This is a genomic window from Burkholderia sp. 22PA0099 (assembly GCF_047497165.1).
In the GTDB taxonomy this organism is placed as follows: domain Bacteria; phylum Pseudomonadota; class Gammaproteobacteria; order Burkholderiales; family Burkholderiaceae; genus Burkholderia.
Window position 1 is genome coordinate 407,962 of sequence record NZ_CP163165.1, and the last position, 23,184, is coordinate 431,145.

A 23,184-nucleotide genomic window follows, 5' to 3' on the forward strand; every position below is an offset into this window, starting at 1 on the left:
AATGAAAACAGGAGCTTGCGCGCGGGGAGCGCGCTTCGGGGCGTCGGGATCTGCGGGCTTGGGCGCGGGCTTCGGGCGCGTCAAGCGCCGGGCGGCGGGGCGGGCGGCGTCATGTCGAGCAGCCGGTTGCTCATCGCGTAGAACGTCAGTTCGGCGTTGTTCGACAGCTTCATCTTTTCGAGCAGCCGCGTGCGGTAGACGCTGACCGTCTTGACCGACAGCGACAGCGTGACGGCGATGTCGGTCAGGCGCTTGCCCGAGGCGAGCATGCAGAGCGTTTGATATTCGCGGTCGGACAGCTTCTCGTGCGGCAGCGGCTCGTTCTCGAACGAGACGTATTCGGCCAGCGCCTCGGCCAGCGCGAGGCTCACGTACTTGCGGCCGGCCGCGACCTGCTGGATCGCGGAGATCATCTGCGCGGCGTTGACCGTCTTCGACAGGTAGCCGGCCGCGCCGGCCTTCAGCGCGCGCACCGCGTATTGATCCTCGCGGTACATCGAGAACATCAGCACCGGCGTGGACGGCAGCTTGAGCTTCAGGCGCTTGAGTACCTCGATGCCGTTCATGTCGGACAGCGAGATATCGAGCAGGATCACGTCGAAATTGCCCTTGTCGGCGGCGGCGAGCGCCTCCGCGCCGGTTTCGGCCTCGGCCACCTCGCGCGCGACGCGGCGGTCGATCAGCAATTGTCGGATGCCTTGGCGGACGATCGCGTGGTCATCGACGAGCAGCAGGTTCAGCGCCATCGTCGTGCCTCAGGACACCGAAGCCTGCGCGGCCGCCACCGGCCGCCCGGCCAGCGCGGACCACGCGAAGCGCGCCCGGAGCAGCGTGCCGCCGTTCGGGCGCGCTTCGATCGCGAGCGCGCCGTCGAACGCCGCGCAGCGTGCCTGCATGTGAAGGAGGCCGCGGCCGGTGCGATCGCTGTCTTGCCCTGCGTCGCAACGGAATGCTTGCGTGCCGAAGCCCGCGCCGTCGTCGGCGATGCTCAGTTCGAGATGAGTGGCGGTGGCGTCGAGCCGGACGTCGGCCGAGCGTGCGTTCGCATGGCGGGCGACGTTGGCGAGCGCTTCCTGCGTGACGCGCAGCGCGGCCAGCGCGCCGTCGCCGGTCAGTTGCGCGAGCCGGGCGTCGGCGGCGCAGACCACGCTGGTGCGCAGCCCGGTGCGTGCGCCGAACGCGCCGACCCAGCCCGACAGCGTGCTCACCAGCCCGGCGTCGAGTTGCGGCGCGGCGTTGTCGAGCGCGCGGCGGTACGACTCCATGGCCGCGTCGAGCGCCTGCTGCGCGAGCGCCAGTGCTTGACGGCAGCCGTCGGGGGCGTCGTCGGGCAACCAGGTGTCGAGATTGGCGAGGGCGAAGCGCGCGCCGGTCAGGTCGGCGCCGAGGCCGTCGTGCAGCTCGCGGGCCAGGTGGTGGCGTGCGTGTTCGTCGGCGGCGGCGAGTTCTGCCGACAGGTCGGCCAGGTGCGCGCGGTGGGCGGACGACGGATCGCTGGCAGGAGACATCGGGTCGGCAAGCAAGGAGGCGCATGCCGGACGGCCGTCCGGTGCGGGTACGGCGTTCGCGGAAAATGCGATACGCGACCTGTCCATGCGACTCCTTGCAGCTAAAAATGAGGGTTGATTCGGACTACCAACCGTACGTACCGATGGCAGATGCCGGCTGTACTGAGAAAGCCATGCGGGTAACAAAATTTACATTTTGTAATATCTGTTTTGACCCTTCGCAAGTTTGATACGAAAGGTCAAAACGCAACGGATATTAACTCAGAATAAATGAGCGAGGCGCGCCGGACGGGGCAGTTGCCGAGGAAATAACTGAAAATCTGATGGTTGGTGTCAGAAAAATCCGACAGGATATTTCACGCAAAAAAACAACGTTTCGTAGCGTTGACAACGCAGAAATACGACGGTTTTTTAACGTTCAGGTGAGAAACTGTAACGGCAGGATAAGTCGAGAAAATAAAAAACCGGAGCCAGGCTCCGGTTTTTCGTGTGGCAAACAGCCGCGGCTTCGGATCAGTCCACGAATGCGCGTTCGATCACGTAGTGGCCCGGCGTGCTGTTCTTGCCTTCGACGAGGCCGGCCTGCTTGAGCAGTTCGGTGGTGTCCTTCAGCATCGCGGTGCTGCCGCACAGCATCACGCGGTCGTTCTCGGGCGAGAACGACGGCACGCCGAGATCGCTGAACAGCTTGCCGGTGGCGATCAGGTCGGTGATGCGGCCCTCGTTGTCGAACGCTTCGCGCGTGACGGTCGGGTAGTAGACGAGCTTGTCCTTGATGATGTCGCCGAGGTATTCGTGGCCCGGCAGATCGTGCTTGATGAAATCCATGTACGCCAGCTCGCCCTTCAGGCGGCAGGTGTGCGTCAGGACGATCTTGTCGAAGCGTTCGTAGATATCCGGATCGCGGATGATCGACATGAACGGCGCGAGGCCCGTGCCGGTGGACAGCATCCACAGCGTCTTGCCGGGCAGCAGGTTGTCGGCGACCAGCGTGCCGGTGGGCTTCTTGCCGATCAGGACCGGATCGCCCACCTTCAAATGCTGCAGGCGGGAGGTCAGCGGGCCGTCCTGCACCTTGATGCTGAAGAACTCGAGGTGCTCTTCATAGTTCGGGCTGACGATGCTGTAGGCGCGCGCGAGCGGCTTGCCGTCGACCTCGAGGCCGACCATCGTGAATTCGCCGTTATTGAAGCGCAGGGCTTGATCGCGGGTGCAGGTGAAGCTGAACAGCGTATCGGTCCAGTGGTGGACGGACAGGACGGTAGCGGTATCGAATTTGCTCATGGAATACGGATACGAGACGGAAAACGAGGGCACCGGCCCGATCCGCAGACCGGCCGATGGCGGGCATGTCGCTCTCGAAAGCGCAGGCCTACCCGTTAATAGACGTTTGGAGAACCCCGTATTTTACCCTGCTTGGGAGAGCAACGCGCTTGACCCCGGCGGCGGCGCGGAAATGCAACGAAAAACTTCGCGATCCTGTCGATTCGGGCGAGATGGCAACGGCGGCCACCGGCGGGCGCCGGTGGCTCAATCCACGCGCAGGCGCGCGACGTAGGGCAGGTGATCGGACAGCCAGGCGGTGTCGCCGGTGGGGGCGCGCCATTCGAGCGGCGTGAAGCCGCGTACGAACATCTTGTCGAGCGCGAGCGCGGGCGAGAAGGCCGGAAACGTGCGGCCCGATTCGCCGAGCAGCGTGGCCACTTCCATCAGGCCGATTTCGCCGAACAGCGGCACCGAATCGTTGCGCCAGTCGTTGAAGTCGCCGGCCAGCATCAGCGGGCCGTCCTGCGCGTGATGCTCGATCCAGTGAGCGATCCAGGTCATCTGGCGCAGCCGCGCCGCGCGCGTGAGCGCCAGGTGCGCGCACAACAGCGTGATCGGCGCCGCGCCGGCCAGCGTGGCGCGCGCCACCAGCAGGCCGCGCCGTTCGAAGCGGTGCGCCGAGATATCCCAGCGGCCGCCGAGGTCGAGCGGATGCGGCGAGAGGATCGCGTTGCCGTGCCGCCAGGACGGCTTGAACACGTTCGGGCCGAGCGCGATCTGCCAGTCGAGCGCGCGTGCGATTTCAGTGGCCTGGCAGTGCCAGACGTCGTCATCGGGATCGTCCATCGGCGAGCCGAAGCCGGCCGCCAGCACCGGGCGCGGCATGCGGCGCGCCATCGCTTCCTGCAGGAAATAGACATCGGCGTGGGTCGATTCGACCCAGCGTCGCATCGCGTTCCACGCGGTGAAGCCGAGCGGCGAGCGCCCCTTGTGCAGGTTCCAGCTGACCGCGGTGATCTCGTTCGGCGCCGATTGCGGTTTGGCGAACGGCAGGGCCTGGGAAGCGGCGTGCATGACTCAGTCCTGTTGCACGACGTGGGCGCGCACTTGGTAAAGCAGGTGCGCGTTCTTGTCGGCCGGCGCCCAGTCGGTCCAGGTGTCGGCATGGACGGCGAGGCCCGGATGATTGGCCGAGATCTGGCGCGGCGCGAGCGTGCAGCCGTCGCCGTCGTCGAGCGTTTCCTGGGCGTCGAGCTGCAGCGTGACGGTGCCGCCGTCGACGTAGAGCGGCGCGACCGTCACGGTGCGCGTGCGCTCGGGCCGGACCTTCGCGACGATCGACGCGTCCTGGCCGGTGCAGTTGGCCGGCAGCGTGACGGGGTAGGTGTGGGTGTCGGTGCGCGACTGGCCGACCGTGGTGGTGCGCTGGAACGTGTCGACCGTCTGGCCGTCGTGCTGCACGCGGATTTCCCAGGCGATCGATTGCGGCGCGCTGCTGGCGGCGGGGCTGCCCGGCGCGGCCTGGGCCTGCGCGGCCAGCGGCGCGGCGGCGAGCAGGCCGGCCACGGCGGCGGCCGAGGCAGCGGACCACGCGGCACGGCGAACCGAAGCGGAAACGGAGAAGCGGGGCAACGAGGACATCGAACGCACGAGCCAACCCGAAACGCTTTCGACCCGCCGCGCGGCATTCGGTTTCACGCCGCGCGCGGTGCGCGTGCGGCCAGCGACGGGGGCGGTCAGCAGCGAAAGCTCGGTCATCGGCAATTCCTCGTGAAGCCGGCGGCGCGGCGGCGGACGGCCGGCGCGCAACGCGGTGAATCGTCGATGATACGCGCGCTCGCCGCACCGTGCAGCGCCTGCCGGTTTGGCAGCAGACGCCGTCGAGTGCTGGCTTGCGCGGGGCTTTTGTCTGCCCAACACTGGCTGCGTGGGGTCTGATGCCGCGTGCCGCGCAGCAACGGCGGCAGCGGTGGCGAGCCCGGGGCAACCGGGCGTGGCGAGTGGAGGTATGCGATGACGACGGCGATGGTGAAGCAGGAATTGGCGGTGGCGTCGTTCAGCCGGGTCTACGATCTCGAACAGATCGAGACGGCGCTGAACGATCTGAACGACGGCGCGAGCGAGGCCCTGCGCGCCACCTACGAGAAGATGCTGAAGACGGGCAACCTGCGCTTTTGCGTGAAGCCCACGCGCATGCCCGCGTTCGACGCGCTGGCCGAGGCGCTGCCGAATTTCTCCGGCCCGCTCGACGACGTGCGCAAGCAGGTCGCGCTGTGCCTCGAAACCGAGGACCGGCTCGAACTGATGCCGATCCTGCTGCTCGGTGCGCCCGGCATCGGCAAGACCCACTTCGCCAAGGCGCTCGCGCAGATGCTCGGCACCGCGTATCACTACGTGCCGATGAGTTCGCTGACGGCCGGCTGGGTGCTGTCGGGCGCGTCGTCGCAATGGAAGAACGCGAAGCCGGGCAAGGTGTTCGAGGCGCTGGTGAACGGCAGCTATTCGAACCCGGTGATCGCGATCGACGAAATCGACAAGGCCGGCAACGATGCGCAGTACGACCCGCTCGGCGCGCTCTATGCACTGCTCGAACACGACACGGCGAGCAGCTTCGTCGACGAGTTCGCCGAGGTGCCGATCGATGCCGGCAACGTGATCTGGATCGCCACCGCGAACGATGCCGCGTCGATTCCCGAGCCGATCCTGAACCGCATGAACGTGTACGAGATCGCGTCGCCCGACGAGGCCGGCGCACGCCGCATCGCGCAGACGATCTACGGCGAGATTCGCGGCACGCACGCGTGGGGCCGGCGCTTTCCCGAGCAACTGGGCGAGGACGCGCTCGCGGCGCTGGCCGCGGTGCCGCCGCGCACCATGCGCCGCGCGCTGCTGCACGGTTTCGGCGCGGCGCGGCTGGACGGCCGCGATGCGGTGCGCGCCGACGACATCCGCGCCGACGACGGCATGCCGAAGCGGCGGCCGATCGGCTTCTGACCGTGCGGTTTGCGTGGTGGGTGAGGCGATGAAGATCGCGCGGCTTGCAGGCGCATGACGTTGAAAGCGCACTGCAAGCCGCGCGGCTTTCGCGCTGGTTTATCTTCGGCATTCGGCAGCGCAAATGCCATGCGGGAACGTTATGCTTCGGCCGTGCCGCCGTCAGAGCGGCCGTCCCCCATACCGAGAAGCTGGAGCACGTCCCCATGAAAACGTCCCGTCGCAGTTTCCTGATCACCAGCATCGGCACGATGTCCGCGCTGGCGCTGTCACGCGAAGCCTTCGCCGCGCCGCTGCTGTCCGAAACCGATCCGACCGCCGTGGCGCTCGGCTACAAGGCCGATGCGTCGAAGGTCGACAAGGCCAAGTTCCCGAAATTCGCCGCCGGCCAGGATTGCGCGGCCTGCTCGATGTACCAGGGCAAGAAGGGCAGCACGTCGGCGGGCTGCATCGCGTTCCCGGGCAAGGACGTGGCCGCGAAAGGCTGGTGCAGCGCGTTCACGAAGATGGCCTGAACCACCGATCAAGCCAGGCGGCGCGCGCGCCGCTTCGCAGCGAACCCGGCCGGCTCCCGCCCGCCGGGTTTTTTTACGCCGCTTGTAATCGCTTCCATCGCTCCCCTACACTCGCTGACACCACGGCCCCGCCTCCGCACATGCGCGGCGCGCGCCGGGCAACCACGACCAACGGGAGACGCATGGCCTCGGCAACCGACAAGACGCAACCGGCCCACCCCACTCGCCCGGGCGGCGCTTCGCCCGGCCGCCGCGCGGTGATCGCCGCCGTGATCGGCAACGCGCTCGAGTGGTACGACTTCACCGTGTTCAGCTTCATGGTGGTGGTGATCGCCGAACTGTTCTTCCCGACCAGCAGCGAATACGGCTCGCTGCTGCTGACCACCGCCACGTTCGGCGTGGCGTTCTTCATGCGGCCGATCGGCGGCATCGTGCTCGGCCTCTATGCCGACCGCGCCGGGCGCAAGGCCGCGCTCTCGCTCGTGATCCTGCTGATGACGGGCGGCATCTTCGTGATCGCGGCCGCGCCCACGTATGCGGCGATCGGCATCGGCGCGCCGTTGCTGATCGTGTTCGGGCGGCTGTTGCAGGGCTTTTCGGCCGGCGGCGAATTCGGCAGCGCCACGGCGATGCTGATCGAGGCGGCGCCGCCGTCGCAACGCGGCTTCTACGGCAGTTGGCAGATGTCGAGCCAGGCCGCCGCGCTGCTGGCGGGCGCGCTGGTCGGCACGCTCGTCACGCATGGGCTGTCGCCCGAGGCGCTGCGCGGCTGGGGCTGGCGCGTGCCGTTCGTGCTCGGGCTGCTGATCGGCCCGATCGGCTATTACCTGCGCCGCCATCTGGCCGATTCGGACGCGTTCGTCGCCGCGCGCGGCAGCGCGCGCCGCGCCACGCTCGGCGAGGTGTTCTCGCAGCACGGCCGCGAGGTGCTGTGCGGGCTCGGCTCGGTGATCGCGCTGACGGTGACGATCTACGTGCTGATCAGCTATCTGCCGACGTTCGCCGTCAAGCAACTGAAGCTGCCGTACGCCGAATCGTTCTACGCGGTGATCGTCGGCGGCCTGCTGCTGACGGTGCTCACGCCGCTGGCCGGCGCGTGGTCGGACCGCATCGGGCGCAAGGCGCTGTCGCTGGGGTCGCTGATCGCCACGCTGGTGCTGATCTACCCGCTGTTCATCTGGCTCGACGCCGCACCGAGCGTCGGCCGGCTGGTGCTGGTGCAGGCGATCCTGTCGATCACGCTGTCGGGTTACTACGGGCCGTTCGGCGCGATGCTGGCCGAGTTGTTCCCGGCCAACGTGCGCTCCACGGGGTTGTCGCTTGCGTACAACGTCGCCGTCATGCTGTTCGGCGGATTCGGCCAGTTCATCGTCACCTGGTTGATCCGCGAGACGGGCACGCCGCTTGCGCCGACCTATTACGTGATGGCCGGCCTCGCGCTGTCGGTGGTCGCGGTGGCCTGCATGCCGCGCGTCGCGCCGGGCGGCGAGCGCTGAGGCAGGGCGCGTCCTGTCATTTCTTGCACGGTTCGGCGCGGGTGTTCCACTGTGCCGGCAAGTGTTCCGCGCGCGCGGCGCGTTGTTTAGCGATTCGACGAAACGCAGCGGCCTGCGCTGCCGCGTCGCAGCAGGCCGGGCGCGCCGCGCGCAAGCACACCGGAAATCGGCGGGCAAGCACGGGCCAAGCGTTTGCCAGCGCATTTTGGCCAGCTTGTTCGCGGCGCGTAAGCTCAAGTAAGATCGCCGCACGCTGGCTCCAGCCAGCACGAGACCTGGAGATACCACAATGAAATCCAATCGTCTGTTGCACGTCGCGATCGCGACCGTTGCAGCGGCAACGTTCGGCGTCGCCGGCGCGGCACATGCGCAGATCCCGAACAAGACGCTCGTCTATTGCTCGGAAGGCAGCCCGGCCGGCTTCGACTCGGCCCAATACACCACGGGCACCGATTTCTCGGCCGCCACCTTCACCATCTACAACCGCCTGGTGGAATTCAAGCGCGGCGGCACCACGGTCGAACCGGGCCTGGCCGAATCGTGGGATGTCTCGCCGGACGGCAAGACCTACACGTTCCACCTGCGCCACGGCGTGAAGTTCCAGACCACCGAGTACTTCAAGCCCACGCACGAATTCAACGCCGACGACGTGCTGTTCACGTTCGAGCGCATGCTCGATCCGAACCAGCCGTTCCGCAAGGCCTACCCGGTCAGCTTCCCGTACTTCACCGACATGGGCCTCGACAAGCTGATCACCAAGGTCGAGAAGGTCGATCCGTACACCGTCAAGTTCACGCTGTCGGAGCCGAACGCGCCGTTCATCCAGAACATGGCGATGGAGTTCGCGTCGATCCTGTCGAGCGAATACGCCGACCAGTTGCTGAAGGCGGGCAAGGCGCCCGACATCAACCAGAAGCCGATCGGCACCGGCCCGTTCGTGTTCCGCAGCTACACGAAGGACGCCACGATCCGCTACGACGGCAACCCCGACTACTGGAAGAAGGGCGACGTGAAGATCTCGAAGCTGATCTTCTCGATCACGCCCGATGCCGGCGTGCGCGTGCAGAAGCTCAAGCGCAACGAGTGCCAGGTCATGAGCTATCCGCGTCCGGCCGACATCGAGACGCTGAAGGCCGATTCGAATATCGCGATGCCGTCGCAGCCGGGTTTCAACCTCGGCTACCTGGCCTATAACGTTCAGCACAAGCCGCTCGACAACCTGGCCGTGCGCCAGGCGCTCGACATGGCGATCAGCAAGAAGGCGATCATCGAATCGGTGTACCAGGGCGCGGGCCAGGCCGCCGATGCGCCGGTGCCGCCCACCCAATGGTCGTTCGACAAGAACCTGAAGATGCCGGCGCAGGACACCGCGAAGGCCAAGGCGCTGCTCGCCAAGGCCGGCTTCCCGAACGGCTTCGAGATCACGCTGTGGGCGATGCCGGTGCAGCGTCCGTACAACCCGAACGCCAAGCTGATGGCCGAGATGATCCAGTCCGACTGGGCCAAGATCGGCGTCAAGGCGAAGATCGTCACGTACGAATGGGGCGAGTACATCAAGCGCGCGCACTCGGGTGAGCAGGACACCATGCTGATCGGCTGGACGGGCGACAACGGCGACCCGGACAACTGGCTCGGCACGCTGCTCGGCTGCACGGCGATGAACGGCAACAACTTCTCGCGCTGGTGCGACAAGTCGTTCGAGGCGCTGATCCAGAAGGGCCGCGTGACCAACGGCCAGGATGCGCGCAGCAAGATCTACATGCAGGCGCAGCAGATCTTCGCGCAGCAGGTGCCGTATTCGCCGATCGCCAACTCGACCGTCTACCAGCCGACCACCAAGAACGTGGTCGACCAGCGCATCGAGCCGCTCGGCTATATCCGCTTCGACGGCGTGAGCGTCAAGTAAGCATCGCTGGTTCGCCACGTTGACGTTGCTGCACCATAATTGATCCGGCGACGGGGGGCTCGGCCCCTCGTCGCCGGTTTGCATTTCATCCCCACGATTTCAGACACCCGAGACCCGCCATGTTGCGATTTGTGTTGCGCCGCATCGGCATGGTGATTCCGACCTTCATCGGCATCACCATCCTTGCGTTCGCGCTGATCCACCTGATACCGGGCGATCCCATCGAAGTGATGATGGGCGAGCGCGGCGTCGATCCGGCGATGCATGCCGAGGCGATGCACCGCCTCGGCCTCGACCAGCCCCTCGCGATGCAGTATCTGCACTACATCGGCCGTGCCCTGCACGGCGACCTGGGCCTGTCGATCATCACCAATACGAGCGTGATGGACGAGTTCCTCGCGCGCTTCCCGGCCACCGTCGAGCTGTCGATCTGCGCGCTCGTGTTCGCGCTCGTGATCGGCCTGCCGGCCGGCGTGATCGCCGCGCTGCGGCGCGGCACGGTGATCGATCACGGCGTGATGGGCACCGCGCTGACCGGCTATTCGATGCCGATCTTCTGGTGGGGCCTGATCCTGATCATGGTGTTTTCGTCCGCGCTCGGCTGGACCCCGGTGTCGGGCCGCATCGCGGTGGAATACGACATCCCGCACGTCACCGGCTTCATGCTGATCGACGCGCTGCTCGCGACCGACGAAGGCTCGTTCCGCTCGGCGGTGAGCCACCTGATCCTGCCGTCGATCGTGCTCGGCACGATTCCGCTGGCCGTGATCGCGCGCATGACGCGCTCGTCGATGCTCGAAGTGCTGCGCGAGGATTACATCCGCACCGCGCGCGCCAAGGGTTTGTCGCCGGCGCGCGTGGTGGTGGTGCACGCGCTGCGCAACGCGCTGATCCCGGTGGTGACCGTGATCGGCCTGCAGGTCGGCACGCTGCTGGCCGGCGCGGTGCTGACCGAAACCTTGTTCTCGTGGCCGGGCGTGGGCAAGTGGCTGATCGATGCGATCAGCCGCCGCGACTACCCGGTGGTGCAGGGCGGCATCCTGCTGATCGCGACGCTCGTGATCATCGTCAATCTCGTCGTCGATCTGCTCTACGGCGTGCTCAACCCCCGCATCCGCCATACGAGGTAATCCGATGAGCGAACTCCCCGACGCGCTGCCGTCGGTCGCCGCTGGCGGCCGCACGCTCGCGCTGCAAGAATTCTGGCGCCACTTCGCGCGCAATCGCGGCGCGGTGGCGGCCGGCCTGATCGTGCTGCTGATCGTGCTGGTGGCGATCTTCGCGCCGCTGGTCGCGCCGCACAGCCCGATCGAGCAATACCGCGATTTCGTCAAGATCCCGCCCGCCTGGCTCGACGGCGGCAACTGGCGCTTCGTGCTCGGCACCGACGAAGCCGGCCGCGACATCCTCTCGCGGCTGATGTACGGCGCGCGCATGTCGTTCTGGATCGGCCTGGTGTCGGTGGTGCTGGCGCTGATCCCCGGCGTGGTGCTCGGCCTGGTGGCCGCGTTCTTCCAGCGTTGGGCCGACACGCCCGTGATGCGCGTGATGGACGTGCTGCTGGCGCTGCCCTCGCTGCTGCTGGCGGTGGCGGTGGTGGCGATCATCGGCCCGGGCCTGACCAACACCATGTTCGCGATCGCGATCGTGGCGCTGCCCGGCTATGTGCGCCTGACGCGCGCCTCGGCGCTCGGCGAGTTGCAGAAGGAATACGTCACCGCCTCGCGCGTGGCCGGCGCCGGCACGCTGCGCCTGATGTTCTCGCAGGTGCTGCCGAACTGCACCGCGCCGCTGATCGTGCAGGCCACGCTGGGCTTCTCGTCGGCGATCCTCGACGCCGCCGCGCTCGGCTTCCTCGGCCTCGGCGTGCAACCGCCGGCGGCCGAGTGGGGCGCGATGCTGGCCTCGGCGCGCGACTACATCGACAACGCCTGGTGGATCGTCACCATGCCGGGCCTCGCGATCCTGATCTCGGTGCTGGCGATCAACCTGCTCGGCGATGGCCTGCGCGACGCGCTCGACCCGAAACTGAAACGGATGGCCTGACCATGAGCGACCTTTTGACCATCCGCAATCTTGCGGTGAATTTCAACGGCCTCGCCGCCGTCGACGGCATTGATCTGTCGGTCGCGCCGGGCGAGGTGGTGGGCGTGGTCGGCGAGTCGGGCTCGGGCAAGAGCGTGACGATGATGGCCCTGATGGGCCTGGTCGACGCGCCCGGCATCGTCAGCGCGGACGAAGTCACGTTCAACGGCGTGGATCTGCTCAAGGCCAGCGCGCGCCAGCGCCGCCGCATCATCGGCAAGGACATCGCGATGGTGTTCCAGGACGCGCTGTCGAGCCTGAACCCGAGCTACACGGTCGGCTATCAGATCCGCGAGGTGCTGAAGCTGCACGAAGGGCTGCGCGGCGACGCGCTGAAGAAGCGCGCACTCGAATTGCTCGACCAGGTGGGCATTCCCGACGCGAAGAACCGCATCGATACGTTCCCGCACCAGATGTCGGGCGGCATGAACCAGCGCGTGATGATCGCGATGGCGGTGGCCTGCAACCCGAAGCTGCTGATCGCCGACGAACCCACCACCGCGCTCGACGTGACGATCCAGGCACAGATCATGGATCTGCTGGTGACGCTGCAGAAGGAGCGCGGCATGGCGCTGGTGCTGATTTCGCACGATCTGGCCGTGGTGTCCGAGGTCGCGCAGCGCGTGGCCGTGATGTACGCGGGCGAGATCATCGAAACCAACCGCGTGCCCGACATCTTCGCGTCGCCGCACCACCCGTATACTGAGGCGCTGCTCGCGGCGATTCCCGAGCACAACGTGGGCGCCGAACGGCTGGCCGCGTTGCCGGGGATGGTGCCGGGGCGCGACGACCGGCCCACCGGCTGCCTGTTCGCGCCGCGCTGCAAATACATGGTGGGCGCGTGCCACGAGGCGCGTCCGGCGCTGGTGGAGCTGGCGCCCGGCGACGCCGCGATGCGCGCGCGCTGCATCAAGCCGTTGAATCTTCAAGCGCTCGAACCGTCGGGAGGTGCACGATGAACGCAGTCCACGCACAGCCGCGCGCGGCAGACCGCGACGACGTGGTGCTGGCCGCCGACGGGCTGGCCAAGCATTACGCGGTGCGCCGCGGCATGTTCGGCCAGGCTACCGTCAAGGCGCTCAACGGCGTGTCGTTTACGCTCGCGCGCGGCCGCACGCTGGCCGTGGTCGGCGAATCCGGTTGCGGCAAATCCACGCTGGCGCGCCAGCTCACGCTGATCGAGGCGCCCACCGCCGGGCAGTTGCGGATCGACGGCAAGGACGTGGCCGGCGCGAACCGCGACGCGCTCGCCGCGCTGCGCCGCCGCGTGCAGATGGTGTTCCAGAACCCGTTCGCCTCGCTGAACCCGCGCAAGACCGTCGAGCAGACGCTCGGCGAGCCGCTCGCGATCAACACGCCGCTCGGCCCGACCGAGCGCGCGGCGCGGATCGCCGAGATCATGCGCACGGTGGGGCTGCGCCCCGAGCACGCCAAGCGCTATCCGCACATGTTCTCGGGCGGGCAGCGCCAGCGCGTGGCGATCGCGCGCGCGATGATCCTCGAACCGCAGATCGTGGTGGCCGACGAACCGGTGTCGGCGCTCGACGTGTCGATCCAGGCGCAGATCCTGAACCTGTTCATGGATCTGCAACAGCAGTTCGGTACCAGCTACGTGTTCATCTCGCACAACCTGTCGGTGGTCGAGCATGTGGCCGACGACGTGATGGTGATGTACTTCGGCGCGGTGGCCGAACTGGGCGACAAGGCCAGCATCTACGCCCGGCCGCGTCACCCGTACACGCGCGCGCTGATGTCGGCCACGCCGGCCATCTTCGAGTCGGACCGGCGCATCCAGATCAAGCTGGAAGGCGAGTTGCCCTCGCCGCTCAATCCGCCGTCGGGCTGCGCGTTTCACCAGCGCTGCCCGTATGCGGTCGAGCGCTGTCGTGCCGAGGTGCCCGCGCTGCGCGAGGTCGATGGACGGCAGGTGGCCTGCCATCGCGCCGAGGAGGTGGGTGACGGTAATGCCTGAAGCCAGGGCGGCGGCGCAGCGCGGTTCGGTATCGGCCGCGCGCCGGCCGCAGTCGGGCGGCCAGCGCAACGCGCGCGGGCCGCGACGGGCCACGCCGCGCCGTGCCAGGGCGGTGGCCGGCGTCGTGCTGGCGGGCGCCTGCCTGCTGGCCGGCCTGGCCTGGCCCGGCGAGGCCGCGCAGGCGCAGGGCGTCGGCGCCCATGCGCCGTTGAGCGGCGCGCGGCTGCCGCCTTCGCTGTCGTTGCCGGGTTTCCATTCGCCGCCGCCCAATCCCACCGTGTCGAGCGGCACGGTGCGCGTGCAGCCGGCGCGCATGCCGTTCTACGTCGCCACGCGCGGGCGCACCACCATCTACCTGCTCGGCACGCTGCATGTGGGCGACCCGATCGACTACCCGCCCGGCCAGCCGTTTCGCCAACCGATCCTCGCCGCGCTCGCGGTGTCGCCGGTGCTGGCGCTCGAACTGTCACCCGACGACCTGCTCGAATCCGCCGACGACGTGTCGAAGTTCGGCGTGTGCCGCTACCCGTGCCTGCCGAAGCTGCTGCCCGAGCCGCTCTGGCAGCGCCTGTCGGGCCGGCTGCGCGGCAACCCCGCCGCGCTCGACGGCATTCGCCGGATGCGGCCGTGGCTGGCCGCACTGGTGGTCGAAACTTACGATTCCATTTCCGCCGGGTTGCAGACCGAATACGGCACCGAGGCGCAGCTCCAGAACGTGTTCCTGAAGAAAAAGGGCGCGCGCGTGGTGGGGCTGGAAACGCTCGCCGAGCAGATGCGGGCGTTCACCGGGCTGACGCTGGCCGAACAACGCGAAATGCTGGCGCAGGACATCGTGCAGACGCCGGCCCAGAACGCCGACGACGTGAAGGCGCTGCACCGCCTGTGGCGGATTGGCGACGCCGACGCGCTGGCCGCCTGGGCCAGCGCCAAGACCGAACGGCTGGCGCGCTCGCGGCCGGTGGCCGACGCCATCGACGGCAAGATCCTCTACGAGCGCAACCGCCGCTTCGCCGCGCGCTCGATCGCCTTGGCCGGGCCGAACCGCCCGCTGTTCGTGGCGGTGGGCGCATTGCACCTGGGCGGCCCGAAAGGTGTGATCGAATTGTTAAAGCGGCAAGGTTTTCGTGTCGACGCGTACTGATGATGGGGAAAACCCACAGTCTTACCGATTTTTCGTATTTGGAGATTGACATGAAACATTGTCAAAACTATTCTCCAATCCACACCGGATTTAAATCCGAAAAGACAAGCACTACGGGGTAGCAGCACCATAAAAAGCGCGAGGATGGCATTGCCGGCACGTATTGACGTGCCGGCAACGGCCACCGGCAGTACGCGAGGCCAATGAACAAAGAACTACGAGGCACGCGAAAGCGTGGTTGGAATTGGGCGTTCCGCCGTACGGCCGGGGTTGCAAGACCGGCGGCGGCGGACGTATTTTAGGTCCCGATTCTGATTCGGTAATTGATTCCGACATTATTGAATGACACGATTTTGAATGACGTCATTCAATTGATCCGATTCACGGTTTATTTAAAACGTGAATTAAAAAAGTAAAGCGCCCGGGGGCGCTTTTTTTATTGGTGCCGCCGCTTCGGTGCCGCGACCGCGCCTCGCGGCGGTCAGGCGTGGGCCGTGCCCGGCGCCGTCAGCATCACCCCGGCCTGCTCCAGCGCCGCGCGGATTCGCTGCGCGAACGCCAGCGCATGTGGGCCGTCGCCGTGCAGGCAGACGGTTTGCGCATTGAGCGGCACCCATTCTCCCGTTACCGCCTGCACCTGCCGGCCACGCACCATTTCCAGCGTGCGCGCCAGCATCTGCGCTTCGTCGTGCACCAGCGCGCCCGGCTGGCTGCGCGGCACCAGCGAGCCGTCGGCACGATAGCCGCGATCGGCGAACACTTCCTCCACCGCCGTCAGCCCCGCTTGCCGGGCCGCTGCCACGAAGCCGCTGTTGGCCAGCCCGAACACGGCCAGCGACGGATCGAAATCGCGGATCGCGGCCACCACCGCTTCGGCGATCTGCGGATCGCGCGCGGCCTGGTTGTAGAGCGCGCCGTGCGGCTTCACGTGGGCGAGGCGGCCGCCTTCGGCGCGTGTGATCGCAGCCAGGGCGCCCAATTGATAGAGGACGCCGGCGTAGATCTCGCTCGGCGGCAGGTCCATCTCCTTGCGGCCGAAGTTTTCCGGGTCGAGAAAGCTCGGATGCGCGCCGATCGCAACGTGGCGCTCGACGGCCCAGCGTACGCAATCGCGCATCGCCGGGGCGCCGCCCGCGTGCCAGCCGCAGGCGATGTTGGCGGAGGTGACGAGATCGAGCAGCGCCTCGTCGGCGCCGCAGCCCTCGCCGAGATCGGCGTTCAGATCGATATGCATGATGGTCTCGTCGTCAAAAGGGGGAGGCCGGTTCAGGCGGCCCGGGTGTAGGCCCGGTCGACGGTCGCGGCCGCCTGAAGCTGGCGCCGGTGCGCTTCCTCGCGCAGTTCGATCGCCACGTCGATCTGGCGCAAATAGGCGCGCTCGGCCGCCAGCGCGTCGCGGGCCGCCTCGGCGGTGGCCGGCACGAAGCGGATCGGCAGGTTCAGCCGCGCCTGCGCGAGCTTCGAGAGGTCGGCGCGGATCACCGTGCCGATCTGCGGATAGCCGCCGGTGGTTTGTGCGTCGTGCATCAGCACGATCGGCTGGCCGTTCGGCGGCACCTGGATCGTGCCCGGCAGCACTGCGTGCGACAGCAGCTCCTCGCGCGATTCGCGCGCGAGCGCCGCGCCGGCCAGACGATAGCCCATCCGGTTGCTGTTTGCCGTGACCTGCCATTCCTCGTCCCAGAACGCCTGCTGCGCGGCGGTGGCGAAATCGCCGTATTGCGGGCCGGGCAGCACGCGCACCGGCAGCGCGCGGGGCGCATGCGGGTGGGCACGGTGGGCGCGGCGCGGCGCCTCGCCGAACGCGGGCAGCGCCAGCGAGGCGCACCAGGCCGGCGCCTTGACGCCGAATTCGCGGGCCTCGGCCGCCAGGCAGCCCGGCAGGTTCGCGCCGAGCGGGCCGACCGGCAGGCGATCGCCGTCGCGCAGCGCGCGCCCGCCGAGGCCACCGAAGTGCGAGGCCAGATCGGTGCTGCGCGAGCCGAGCACCGGCAGCACGTCGATGCCGCCCGCCACGCACAGATAGCCGCGCATGCCATGCTGGGCGGCCGGCAGCGTGAGCGTTTCGCCGGCCGCGACCGGCAGGCTCCACCACGAATGCACGGCGCGCTCGCCGAGCGTCGCGCCGAATTCGGTGCCGGTGAGCGCGACCCGGGTGGCGCGCGGAAAGCGGAACGCGGCCGGGCCGAACGTGATTTCGATGGCGGCGGCGTCGGGCCGGTTGCCCACCAGCCGGTTGCCGACCTCGAGCGCCAGCGTGTCGAGCGCGCCGCCGAGCGCAACGCCGAGATGGCGGAAGCCGCGGCGGCCGGCGTCCTGCACCGTGGAGAGCGGGCCGGCGCGCAGGACTTCGATGCCGGCGGAGGCGGAGCGAGCGGTCATGCGCCGTGCACCTCCGACACGCGGAACCGCACGCGGTCGCCCGGCTGCAGCAGCGTGGGCGGGGTGCGTGCAGGGTCGAACAACGCCAGCGCGGTGCGGCCGATCAACTGCCAGCCGCCGGGCGCCGAGGCCGGATAGATGCCGGTTTGCGTGCCGCCGATGCCGACCGAGCCGGCCGGCACCTCGATGCGCGGCACGGTGCGGCGCGGTGTGTGCAGCGCGGCGTCCAGCCCGCCCAGGTAGGCGAAGCCGGGCTGGAAGCCGAGGAAGAACACCACGTAGTCGCCGGCGGCGTGGCGCTCGGCCACTTCGCGCGGCGCGAGGCCGGTGTGGGCGGCCACCGCCGCCAGATCGGGGCCCGCCTCGCCGCCGTAGATCACCGGAATCTCCACCTCGCGGCCCGGCGCGGCGGCCGGGTCGGCCTCGCGCCAGGCGGCGTCGATGCGCGGCGTCAGCGCGGCGGCCGAGGTTTCGACCGGGTCGAACACGATCGTCAGGTTGTTCATGCCGGGCACCACGTCGACCACGTGCGGCCACGTGCGCGCGGCGGCGGCCATCGCCCAGACGCGCCGCTGGCAGTCGAGCGTGGCGGGCGGCGGCGCCTCGCAGCAGACGGCGGTATCGCCAAGCGGATAGAGACGGGGAGCGGTCATGGAAGGCTCGCGGGCATCGGTTCGGGGCGATGATACATCATCGACAAATTGTCGATAATTTATCGATAAGAATTTTGCAAAGCGACCGGGCCGCCCGCCGATCTGGCGTACACTGCGGCAGTTTTTCGTCCTCCATGGTTCCCGACGTGACCGACCTCCCCCAGCGCCATCCGACCCAGATCGTCTCGGCCGAGCATCTCGTCTCGAACGAAAGCGTCGAGTTGTCCGAGCTCGAATACGGGCTGATCATGGCGGGCAACGCGTTCAACCGCTGGATGGTGCGCTGCATGGCGGCCGCCGGCGCGAAGGACATGACTGCCATCGAAGTCTCGCTGCTGCATCACGTGGGCCATCGCGACCGCGCGAAGAAGCTGGCCGACATCTGCTTCGTGCTGAATATCGAGGATACCCACGTCGCCACCTACGCGCTGAAGAAGCTCGCCGCGCGCGGCTACGTGGTGGGCGAGAAATCGGGCAAGGAAGTGCTGTTCTCGGTGACGCCCGAGGGGCGAGCACTGTGCGAGCGCTACCGCGAGGTGCGCGAGCGCTGCCTGATCGACACGCTGCGCGACAGCGGCCTGACCAACGCCCAGATCGGCGAGGCCGCGCAGTTGCTGCGCAGCGCGTCGGGGCTGTACGACACGGCGGCGCGGGCCGCCGCGTCGCTATGAGGCGGGCTATGAGGCAGGCTATGAAGCGGGTAATGAGAGCAGCGAAGAAAGCGGCGGATCAGCCGGTCGAGCCCGACCGGTACGCATAGCATTCGGTGACGATCCAGTCGAGCGGGCGATCGTGCGATTCGCGCGGCAGCGCGTCGAGCGCCGACACCTCGTAAGCCACGCCGATCGTGACCGGCAACGCGTCGTTCGGCCAGGCGGCCAGCGTGCGATCGTAATAGCCGCCGCCGTAGCCGAGCCGAAAGCCCCGCTTGTCGAAGCCGACGCACGGGATCAGCAACAGGTCGGGCACCACGAGCGCGCCGTCGGCCGGTTCGGGGATGCGGTGATGGCCGGTGCGCATCGGCGCGTCGGGCGTCCAGGTGCGAAACGAGAGCGGTGTGTAGGGCTGCGCGATGACCGGCAGCGCGGCACGTCGACGCGTGTCGTCCGACAGCCATTCGGCGATCGCGTCGCGCGCGTCGAACTCGCCCGGCAGCGGCCAGTAGAAGCCCACCGTCAGCAGCGGATGTTTGCCGAGCAGATCGAGGATGCGGTGCGCGAGCGCGTCGTTCGCAGCCTTGTCGAGATTCGCTTCGCGACGCAACGGCGAGAGCGTTTCGCGCAACGTTTGCTTGCGATTTGCGACAGGGGGGCGTGCTATGCTTTCGCTCACTTCGTGCTCCAGTCAAATCGATGTCCATCAGCCTCGTCCGAGTATATCGCGCGACCGCCATCACGCTGTCGGCGGTGGTGTTGGCCGCAGGGGCGGCTGCTTGCGCCGCCCAGCCCGTCGACGACGTTTCGTCGAACGACGACCAGATCTTCATCCAGTTGCGCGAAGCCGCGCGTGCGAACAATCCCGCGCGCGCCGCGCAGCTTGCCGCGATGATTCCGAATTATCCGGCGCCCACCTATCTCGACTATTTCCAGATCAAGCCGCAGTTGTTCGACGCGTCGGGCCACGCGCGTCTCGATGCGCCCGACGCGCCGGTACTGAGCTTCCTGCAGCGCAACGACGGCCAGGCGATCGCCGACCGCATGCGCAACGATTACCTGCTCGTGCTCGGCGCGCGCCACGATTGGCGCAATTTCGACGAGCAGTACAAGCGCTTCGTGCTCGACGACGATACCCAGGTCAAGTGCTACTCGCTCGAATCGCGCGCCTCGCGCGGCGAGAACGTGGCCGACATGGCGCGGCACCTGCTGGTCGATCCGAAGTACTACGGCGATGCCTGCGTCGACCTGATCTCGGCGCTCGCGCTCAATCACCAGTTCTCGTCGGACGACGTCTGGGCGCAGGCGCGGCTCGCCTACGAACAGAACTACGTGAACGTGGCCGGCAAGATCGCCGACGTGCTCGGCCCGCGCCCGGCCGCTCTCGACCAGGCCGCCAGCGCGCCGCCGCTGTTCCTCGCGCGCGGTGTCGGCAGCGACGCCACCTCGCGTCAACTCGCCTTGATCGCGATCACGCGCATGGCGCGCAACGATCCCGACGCGGCCGCCGGCATGATGGGCACGCTCGGCCAGTTCTCGAAGTCGGAGCAGGCGATCGCCTGGGGCGAGATCGGCCTGCAGGCGGCGGTCAAGCGCTCGCCGATGGCGGTGCAGTATTACAAGCAGTCGGTGGGTGCGCCGCTGTCGGTGCAGGGCTACGAATGGCGCGTGCGCGCCGCGCTGCTGGCCGGCGACTGGCCGATGGTGCGCTGGGCGGTCGAGCAGATGCCCGACGAGCTGCGCGCGCAACCGTCGTGGCTGTACTGGCACGGCCGCGCGCTGAAGCAGGCCGGTGATGCGGCCGGCGCCAGGCGCGATTTCGATCAGGTGGCGGGCCGCTTCGATTTCTACGGCCAGTTGTCGGCCGAGGAACTGGGCCAGCAGACCGTGATCCCGCCGCGCACCACCGTGAGCGACGCCGAGGTCGATGCGATGAGCCAGGTGCCCGGCTTCGGGCTGGCGCGCCGCTTCTACGCGCTGAACCTGCGGCTCGAAGGCAACCGCGAATGGAACTGGCCGCTGCGCGGCATGACGGATCGCCAACTGCTGGCCGCCGCCGAGTATGCGAAGCGCATCGACATGCTCGATCGCACCGTCAACACGGCCGACCGCACCACGGCGATGCACGATTTCACGCTGCGCTACCCGTCGCCGTACCGGCCGATCGTCGAGCGCTACGCGCAGACCAACGGCCTCGACATCGAATGGGCCTACGGGCTGATTCGCCAGGAATCGCGCTTCATCACCAACGCGAAATCGTCGGTGGGCGCGGGTGGCCTCATGCAGTTGATGCCGGCCACGGCGCAGCTGGTGGCGAAGAAGCTCGGCATGGGCGGCATCACGCGCGCGCAGATGCACGACATCGACACCAACATCCAGCTCGGCACCTGGTATCTGTCGGACATCTATCAGAAGTTCGACAACTCGGCCGTGCTGGCCACGGCCGGCTACAACGCCGGCCCGGGCCGGCCGCGCCAATGGCGGCAGGCGCTCACGCAGCCGGTCGAGGGCGCGATCTTCGCGGAAACCATCCCGTTCAACGAAACGCGCGATTACGTGAAGAACGTATTGTCGAACACCACCTATTACGCAGCGCTGTTCGAGGGCAAGCCCGAATCGCTGAAGGCGCGGCTCGGCTTCGTCGCGCCCTGAACGCGGCATCGCGCTCGATGGCGGCTCGAGCGCCAGGTGAGGCGCGCGGCCGCGCTTGGGTCGCACGGCTCACGGTTTGATGGCCTCGATGGCGCGCGTTTTCGACATCTGACGGAGGCTCGCTCATGGATCGTCCCATCGTCGCGCTCGTCGGCGGCACCGGCTTCATCGGCGCGCGGCTCGTCGCCGCGCTGTTGCGCGACGGCTGCACGGTGCGGATCGCGGCGCGACGCCGCGAGCACGCACGGCATCTCGCGATGCTGGCCGTGGAGATCGTCGAAGTCGGCGGTTTCGACGCCGGCTCGCTCGCGCGCTTCGTGGCCGGCGCGGACGCGGCCGTCAATCTGGTCGGCACGCTGCACGGCGGCCATGGTCATCCCTACGGTGAAGGTTTTCGCGCGGCGCACGTCGCGCTGCCCGGTGCGTTGGCCGCCGCCTGCGTCGAGACGGGCGTGCCGCGGCTGGTGCACGTCAGCGCGCTCGGCGCCGATTCGGGCGGCCCGAGCATGTACCTGCGCTCGAAGGGCGACGGCGAGGTCGCGCTGCATGCGGCGGCCGACGCCTCCGGCGGGGCGCTGGCGGTCACGGTGCTGCGGCCGTCGGTGGTGTTCGGCCCCGGCGATGCGTTCCTGACCACCTTCGCGCGCCTGCAGCGGTGGTTGCCGGTGCTGCCGCTCGCGATGCCCGACGCGCAGTTCCAGCCGGTCTACGTCGGCGACGTCGCGCAGGCGCTGCGCATGGCGTGCAGCCTGCGCGAGGCGCGTGGCGCGACCTACGAACTGGGCGGCCCGCGCGTCTACACGCTCGAACAACTGGTGCGCTATTGCGGCGCGCTGACCGGGCGCGCGGCACGGATCGTGCGGCTGCCCGATGCGCTCGCGCGCGTGCAGGCGGCCGTGTTCGAGCGCCTGCCCGGCGAGCCGCTGATCACGCGCGACAACCTGGCCTCGATGCGCGTGCCGAACGTGATGCACGGGCCGCTCGCGCCCGAACTCGGCATCCGGCCGGCCAGCATCGAGGGCGTCGCGCCCGGGTATCTCGGCGCGGGCGTCGGCGGCACGCGGCACGACGCCTGGCGCTCACGCCGTTAATGGTGGAGGCTGCCGCCGAGCCGAGCCGAGCCGAGCCGAGCCGAGCCGAGCCGAGCCGAGCCGAGCCGAGCCGAGCCGAGCCGAGCCGAGCCGAGCCGAGCCGAGCCGAGCCGAGCCGGCCGGCCGGCCGGACCGCGTCGGCCTGCCCGGCAGCACGCTGCGCGCGTTCGCCGCACCGCCCGGCGCCTTCCCCTGAATCCTGAACGAACCGCACGAGGCAAGCATGCAACTGATCATTGGTGACAAGAACTACTCATCCTGGTCGATGCGGCCGTGGGTGCTGATGCGCCATTTCGGGATCGCCTTCGACGAAACGCTGATTGAACTGCGTACGCCTGCGACCGATGCGCAGATCCGCGCGGTGTCGCCGTCGGGCAAGGTGCCGTGCCTGATCGACGACGCCGGCCACGCGATCTGGGATTCGCTCGCGATCGCCGAGACGCTCGCCGAACGCCATCCGGCGCAGGCGTTGTGGCCGGCCGATCCGGCGGCCCGCGCGCGGGCGCGCTGCGTGTCGGCCGAGATGCATTCGGGCTTCATGGCGATGCGCAGCGAAATGCCGCTCGACATCCGCGCCACGCTGCCGGGCCGCAAGCTGTCGCCGGCCGCGCTGGCCGACGTGGCGCGCGTCGATGCGCTGTGGCGCGACTGTCTGGCCGCGTCGGGCGGGCCGTTTCTGTTCGGTGCATTCACGATTGCCGACGCGATGTACGCGCCGGTCGTGCTGCGCTTCGTGACCTATGCGCCGCCGCTGTCCGAAATCGCGGCCGGCTATGTCGAACGGATGCTGGCCGATCCGGCGGTGGCCGCCTGGGCCGACGACGCGCGCCGCGAGACGCGCGTGTTCGACTGACGATGCAACGCACGCGC

The 23,184-nt window shown here is 68.3% G+C and carries 22 protein-coding genes; 13 read left to right on the forward strand and 9 right to left on the reverse strand.

What is annotated here, in order from left to right:
• Positions 1-80: 80 nt before the first annotated feature.
• The 5 genes from rqpR to AB4851_RS17060 form a co-directional block, all read right to left on the reverse strand.
• Positions 81-746 (reverse strand): response regulator transcription factor RqpR, encoded by a 666-nt coding sequence (gene rqpR / locus AB4851_RS17040; RefSeq protein WP_414450775.1) that lies wholly within the window; start codon positions 744-746, stop codon positions 81-83.
• Positions 747-755: 9 nt separating this feature from the next.
• On the reverse strand, positions 756-1,595 hold the full coding sequence (locus tag AB4851_RS17045) for a sensor histidine kinase (protein WP_414450776.1): 840 nt from the start codon (positions 1,593-1,595) through the stop codon (positions 756-758).
• A 426-nt stretch (positions 1,596-2,021) separates the two neighbouring features.
• Positions 2,022-2,792, reverse strand: a complete 771-nt coding sequence (locus tag AB4851_RS17050) for a ferredoxin--NADP reductase (RefSeq protein ID WP_414450777.1) — start codon at positions 2,790-2,792, stop codon at positions 2,022-2,024.
• Between the two features lie 246 nt (positions 2,793-3,038).
• Positions 3,039-3,848, reverse strand: a complete 810-nt coding sequence (locus AB4851_RS17055) for an endonuclease/exonuclease/phosphatase family protein (protein ID WP_414450778.1) — start codon at positions 3,846-3,848, stop codon at positions 3,039-3,041.
• Between the two features lie 3 nt (positions 3,849-3,851).
• Complete coding sequence (locus tag AB4851_RS17060; RefSeq protein WP_414451878.1) at positions 3,852-4,415, reverse strand: hypothetical protein; 564 nt, start codon at positions 4,413-4,415, stop codon at positions 3,852-3,854.
• A gap of 372 nt (positions 4,416-4,787) precedes the next feature.
• On the opposite strand from AB4851_RS17060, the gene AB4851_RS17065 reads away from it, so the two are divergent.
• The 9 genes from AB4851_RS17065 to AB4851_RS17105 all read left to right on the forward strand — a co-directional run bounded on the left by AB4851_RS17065 (position 4,788) and on the right by AB4851_RS17105 (position 14,883).
• Positions 4,788-5,768 carry an AAA family ATPase gene (locus AB4851_RS17065; RefSeq protein WP_414450779.1) on the forward strand — a complete coding sequence of 327 codons (981 nt, stop codon included), beginning with the start codon at positions 4,788-4,790 and terminating at the stop codon, positions 5,766-5,768.
• A 206-nt stretch (positions 5,769-5,974) separates the two neighbouring features.
• Positions 5,975-6,283 (forward strand): high-potential iron-sulfur protein, encoded by a 309-nt coding sequence (locus tag AB4851_RS17070; protein ID WP_414443365.1) that lies wholly within the window; start codon positions 5,975-5,977, stop codon positions 6,281-6,283.
• Positions 6,284-6,465: 182 nt separating this feature from the next.
• Positions 6,466-7,779 (forward strand): MFS transporter, encoded by a 1,314-nt coding sequence (locus AB4851_RS17075; RefSeq protein ID WP_414450780.1) that lies wholly within the window; start codon positions 6,466-6,468, stop codon positions 7,777-7,779.
• 289 nt (positions 7,780-8,068) lie between these two features.
• Entirely contained in the window at positions 8,069-9,685 is a 1,617-nt protein-coding gene (locus tag AB4851_RS17080; RefSeq protein ID WP_414450781.1) for an ABC transporter substrate-binding protein, read from the forward strand.
• Between the two features lie 119 nt (positions 9,686-9,804).
• Positions 9,805-10,815, forward strand: a complete 1,011-nt coding sequence (locus tag AB4851_RS17085; RefSeq protein ID WP_414450782.1) for an ABC transporter permease subunit — start codon at positions 9,805-9,807, stop codon at positions 10,813-10,815.
• Positions 10,816-10,819: 4 nt separating this feature from the next.
• Positions 10,820-11,731 (forward strand): ABC transporter permease subunit, encoded by a 912-nt coding sequence (locus AB4851_RS17090; RefSeq protein ID WP_414450783.1) that lies wholly within the window; start codon positions 10,820-10,822, stop codon positions 11,729-11,731.
• A gap of 2 nt (positions 11,732-11,733) precedes the next feature.
• Positions 11,734-12,729: an ABC transporter ATP-binding protein gene (locus AB4851_RS17095; protein ID WP_414450784.1), complete on the forward strand. Its 996-nt coding sequence runs from the start codon at positions 11,734-11,736 to the stop codon at positions 12,727-12,729.
• Positions 12,726-13,742, forward strand: coding sequence for a peptide ABC transporter ATP-binding protein (locus AB4851_RS17100; protein WP_414443359.1), 1,017 nt, complete (start codon positions 12,726-12,728; stop codon positions 13,740-13,742). The genes AB4851_RS17095 and AB4851_RS17100 overlap by 4 nt, the downstream gene beginning before the upstream one ends.
• Complete coding sequence (locus AB4851_RS17105; protein ID WP_414450785.1) at positions 13,735-14,883, forward strand: TraB/GumN family protein; 1,149 nt, start codon at positions 13,735-13,737, stop codon at positions 14,881-14,883. Before AB4851_RS17100 ends, AB4851_RS17105 begins: the two co-directional genes overlap by 8 nt.
• Positions 14,884-15,364: 481 nt before the next feature.
• On the opposite strand, the gene pxpA is transcribed toward AB4851_RS17105, so the two are convergent.
• From pxpA to pxpB, 3 genes are read right to left on the reverse strand one after another with little or no spacing between them, the layout of a single operon-like run.
• Positions 15,365-16,117: a 5-oxoprolinase subunit PxpA gene (pxpA, locus tag AB4851_RS17110; protein WP_414450786.1), complete on the reverse strand. Its 753-nt coding sequence runs from the start codon at positions 16,115-16,117 to the stop codon at positions 15,365-15,367.
• A gap of 32 nt (positions 16,118-16,149) precedes the next feature.
• Positions 16,150-17,265 (reverse strand): biotin-dependent carboxyltransferase family protein, encoded by a 1,116-nt coding sequence (locus AB4851_RS17115; RefSeq protein ID WP_414450787.1) that lies wholly within the window; start codon positions 17,263-17,265, stop codon positions 16,150-16,152.
• Positions 17,262-17,918, reverse strand: coding sequence for a 5-oxoprolinase subunit PxpB (gene pxpB, locus AB4851_RS17120; RefSeq protein ID WP_414450788.1), 657 nt, complete (start codon positions 17,916-17,918; stop codon positions 17,262-17,264). The genes AB4851_RS17115 and pxpB overlap by 4 nt, the downstream gene beginning before the upstream one ends.
• Before the next feature lie 134 nt (positions 17,919-18,052).
• Between pxpB and AB4851_RS17125 the strand changes: the two genes are divergently transcribed.
• On the forward strand, positions 18,053-18,589 hold the full coding sequence (locus AB4851_RS17125; RefSeq protein WP_414450789.1) for a winged helix DNA-binding protein: 537 nt from the start codon (positions 18,053-18,055) through the stop codon (positions 18,587-18,589).
• Positions 18,590-18,647: 58 nt separating this feature from the next.
• Here AB4851_RS17125 and AB4851_RS17130 read toward each other — a convergent pair whose 3' ends face one another.
• Positions 18,648-19,250: a 5-formyltetrahydrofolate cyclo-ligase gene (locus AB4851_RS17130; protein ID WP_414450790.1), complete on the reverse strand. Its 603-nt coding sequence runs from the start codon at positions 19,248-19,250 to the stop codon at positions 18,648-18,650.
• 20 nt (positions 19,251-19,270) lie between these two features.
• Between AB4851_RS17130 and AB4851_RS17135 the strand changes: the two genes are divergently transcribed.
• The 3 genes from AB4851_RS17135 to AB4851_RS17145 all read left to right on the forward strand — a co-directional run bounded on the left by AB4851_RS17135 (position 19,271) and on the right by AB4851_RS17145 (position 23,167).
• Positions 19,271-21,223, forward strand: coding sequence for a transglycosylase SLT domain-containing protein (locus AB4851_RS17135; protein ID WP_414450791.1), 1,953 nt, complete (start codon positions 19,271-19,273; stop codon positions 21,221-21,223).
• A 125-nt stretch (positions 21,224-21,348) separates the two neighbouring features.
• Complete coding sequence (locus AB4851_RS17140) at positions 21,349-22,314, forward strand: complex I NDUFA9 subunit family protein (protein WP_414450792.1); 966 nt, start codon at positions 21,349-21,351, stop codon at positions 22,312-22,314.
• Positions 22,315-22,537: 223 nt separating this feature from the next.
• On the forward strand, positions 22,538-23,167 hold the full coding sequence (locus tag AB4851_RS17145) for a glutathione S-transferase family protein (RefSeq protein WP_414450793.1): 630 nt from the start codon (positions 22,538-22,540) through the stop codon (positions 23,165-23,167).
• The last annotated feature ends 17 nt before the right edge of the window (positions 23,168-23,184 follow it).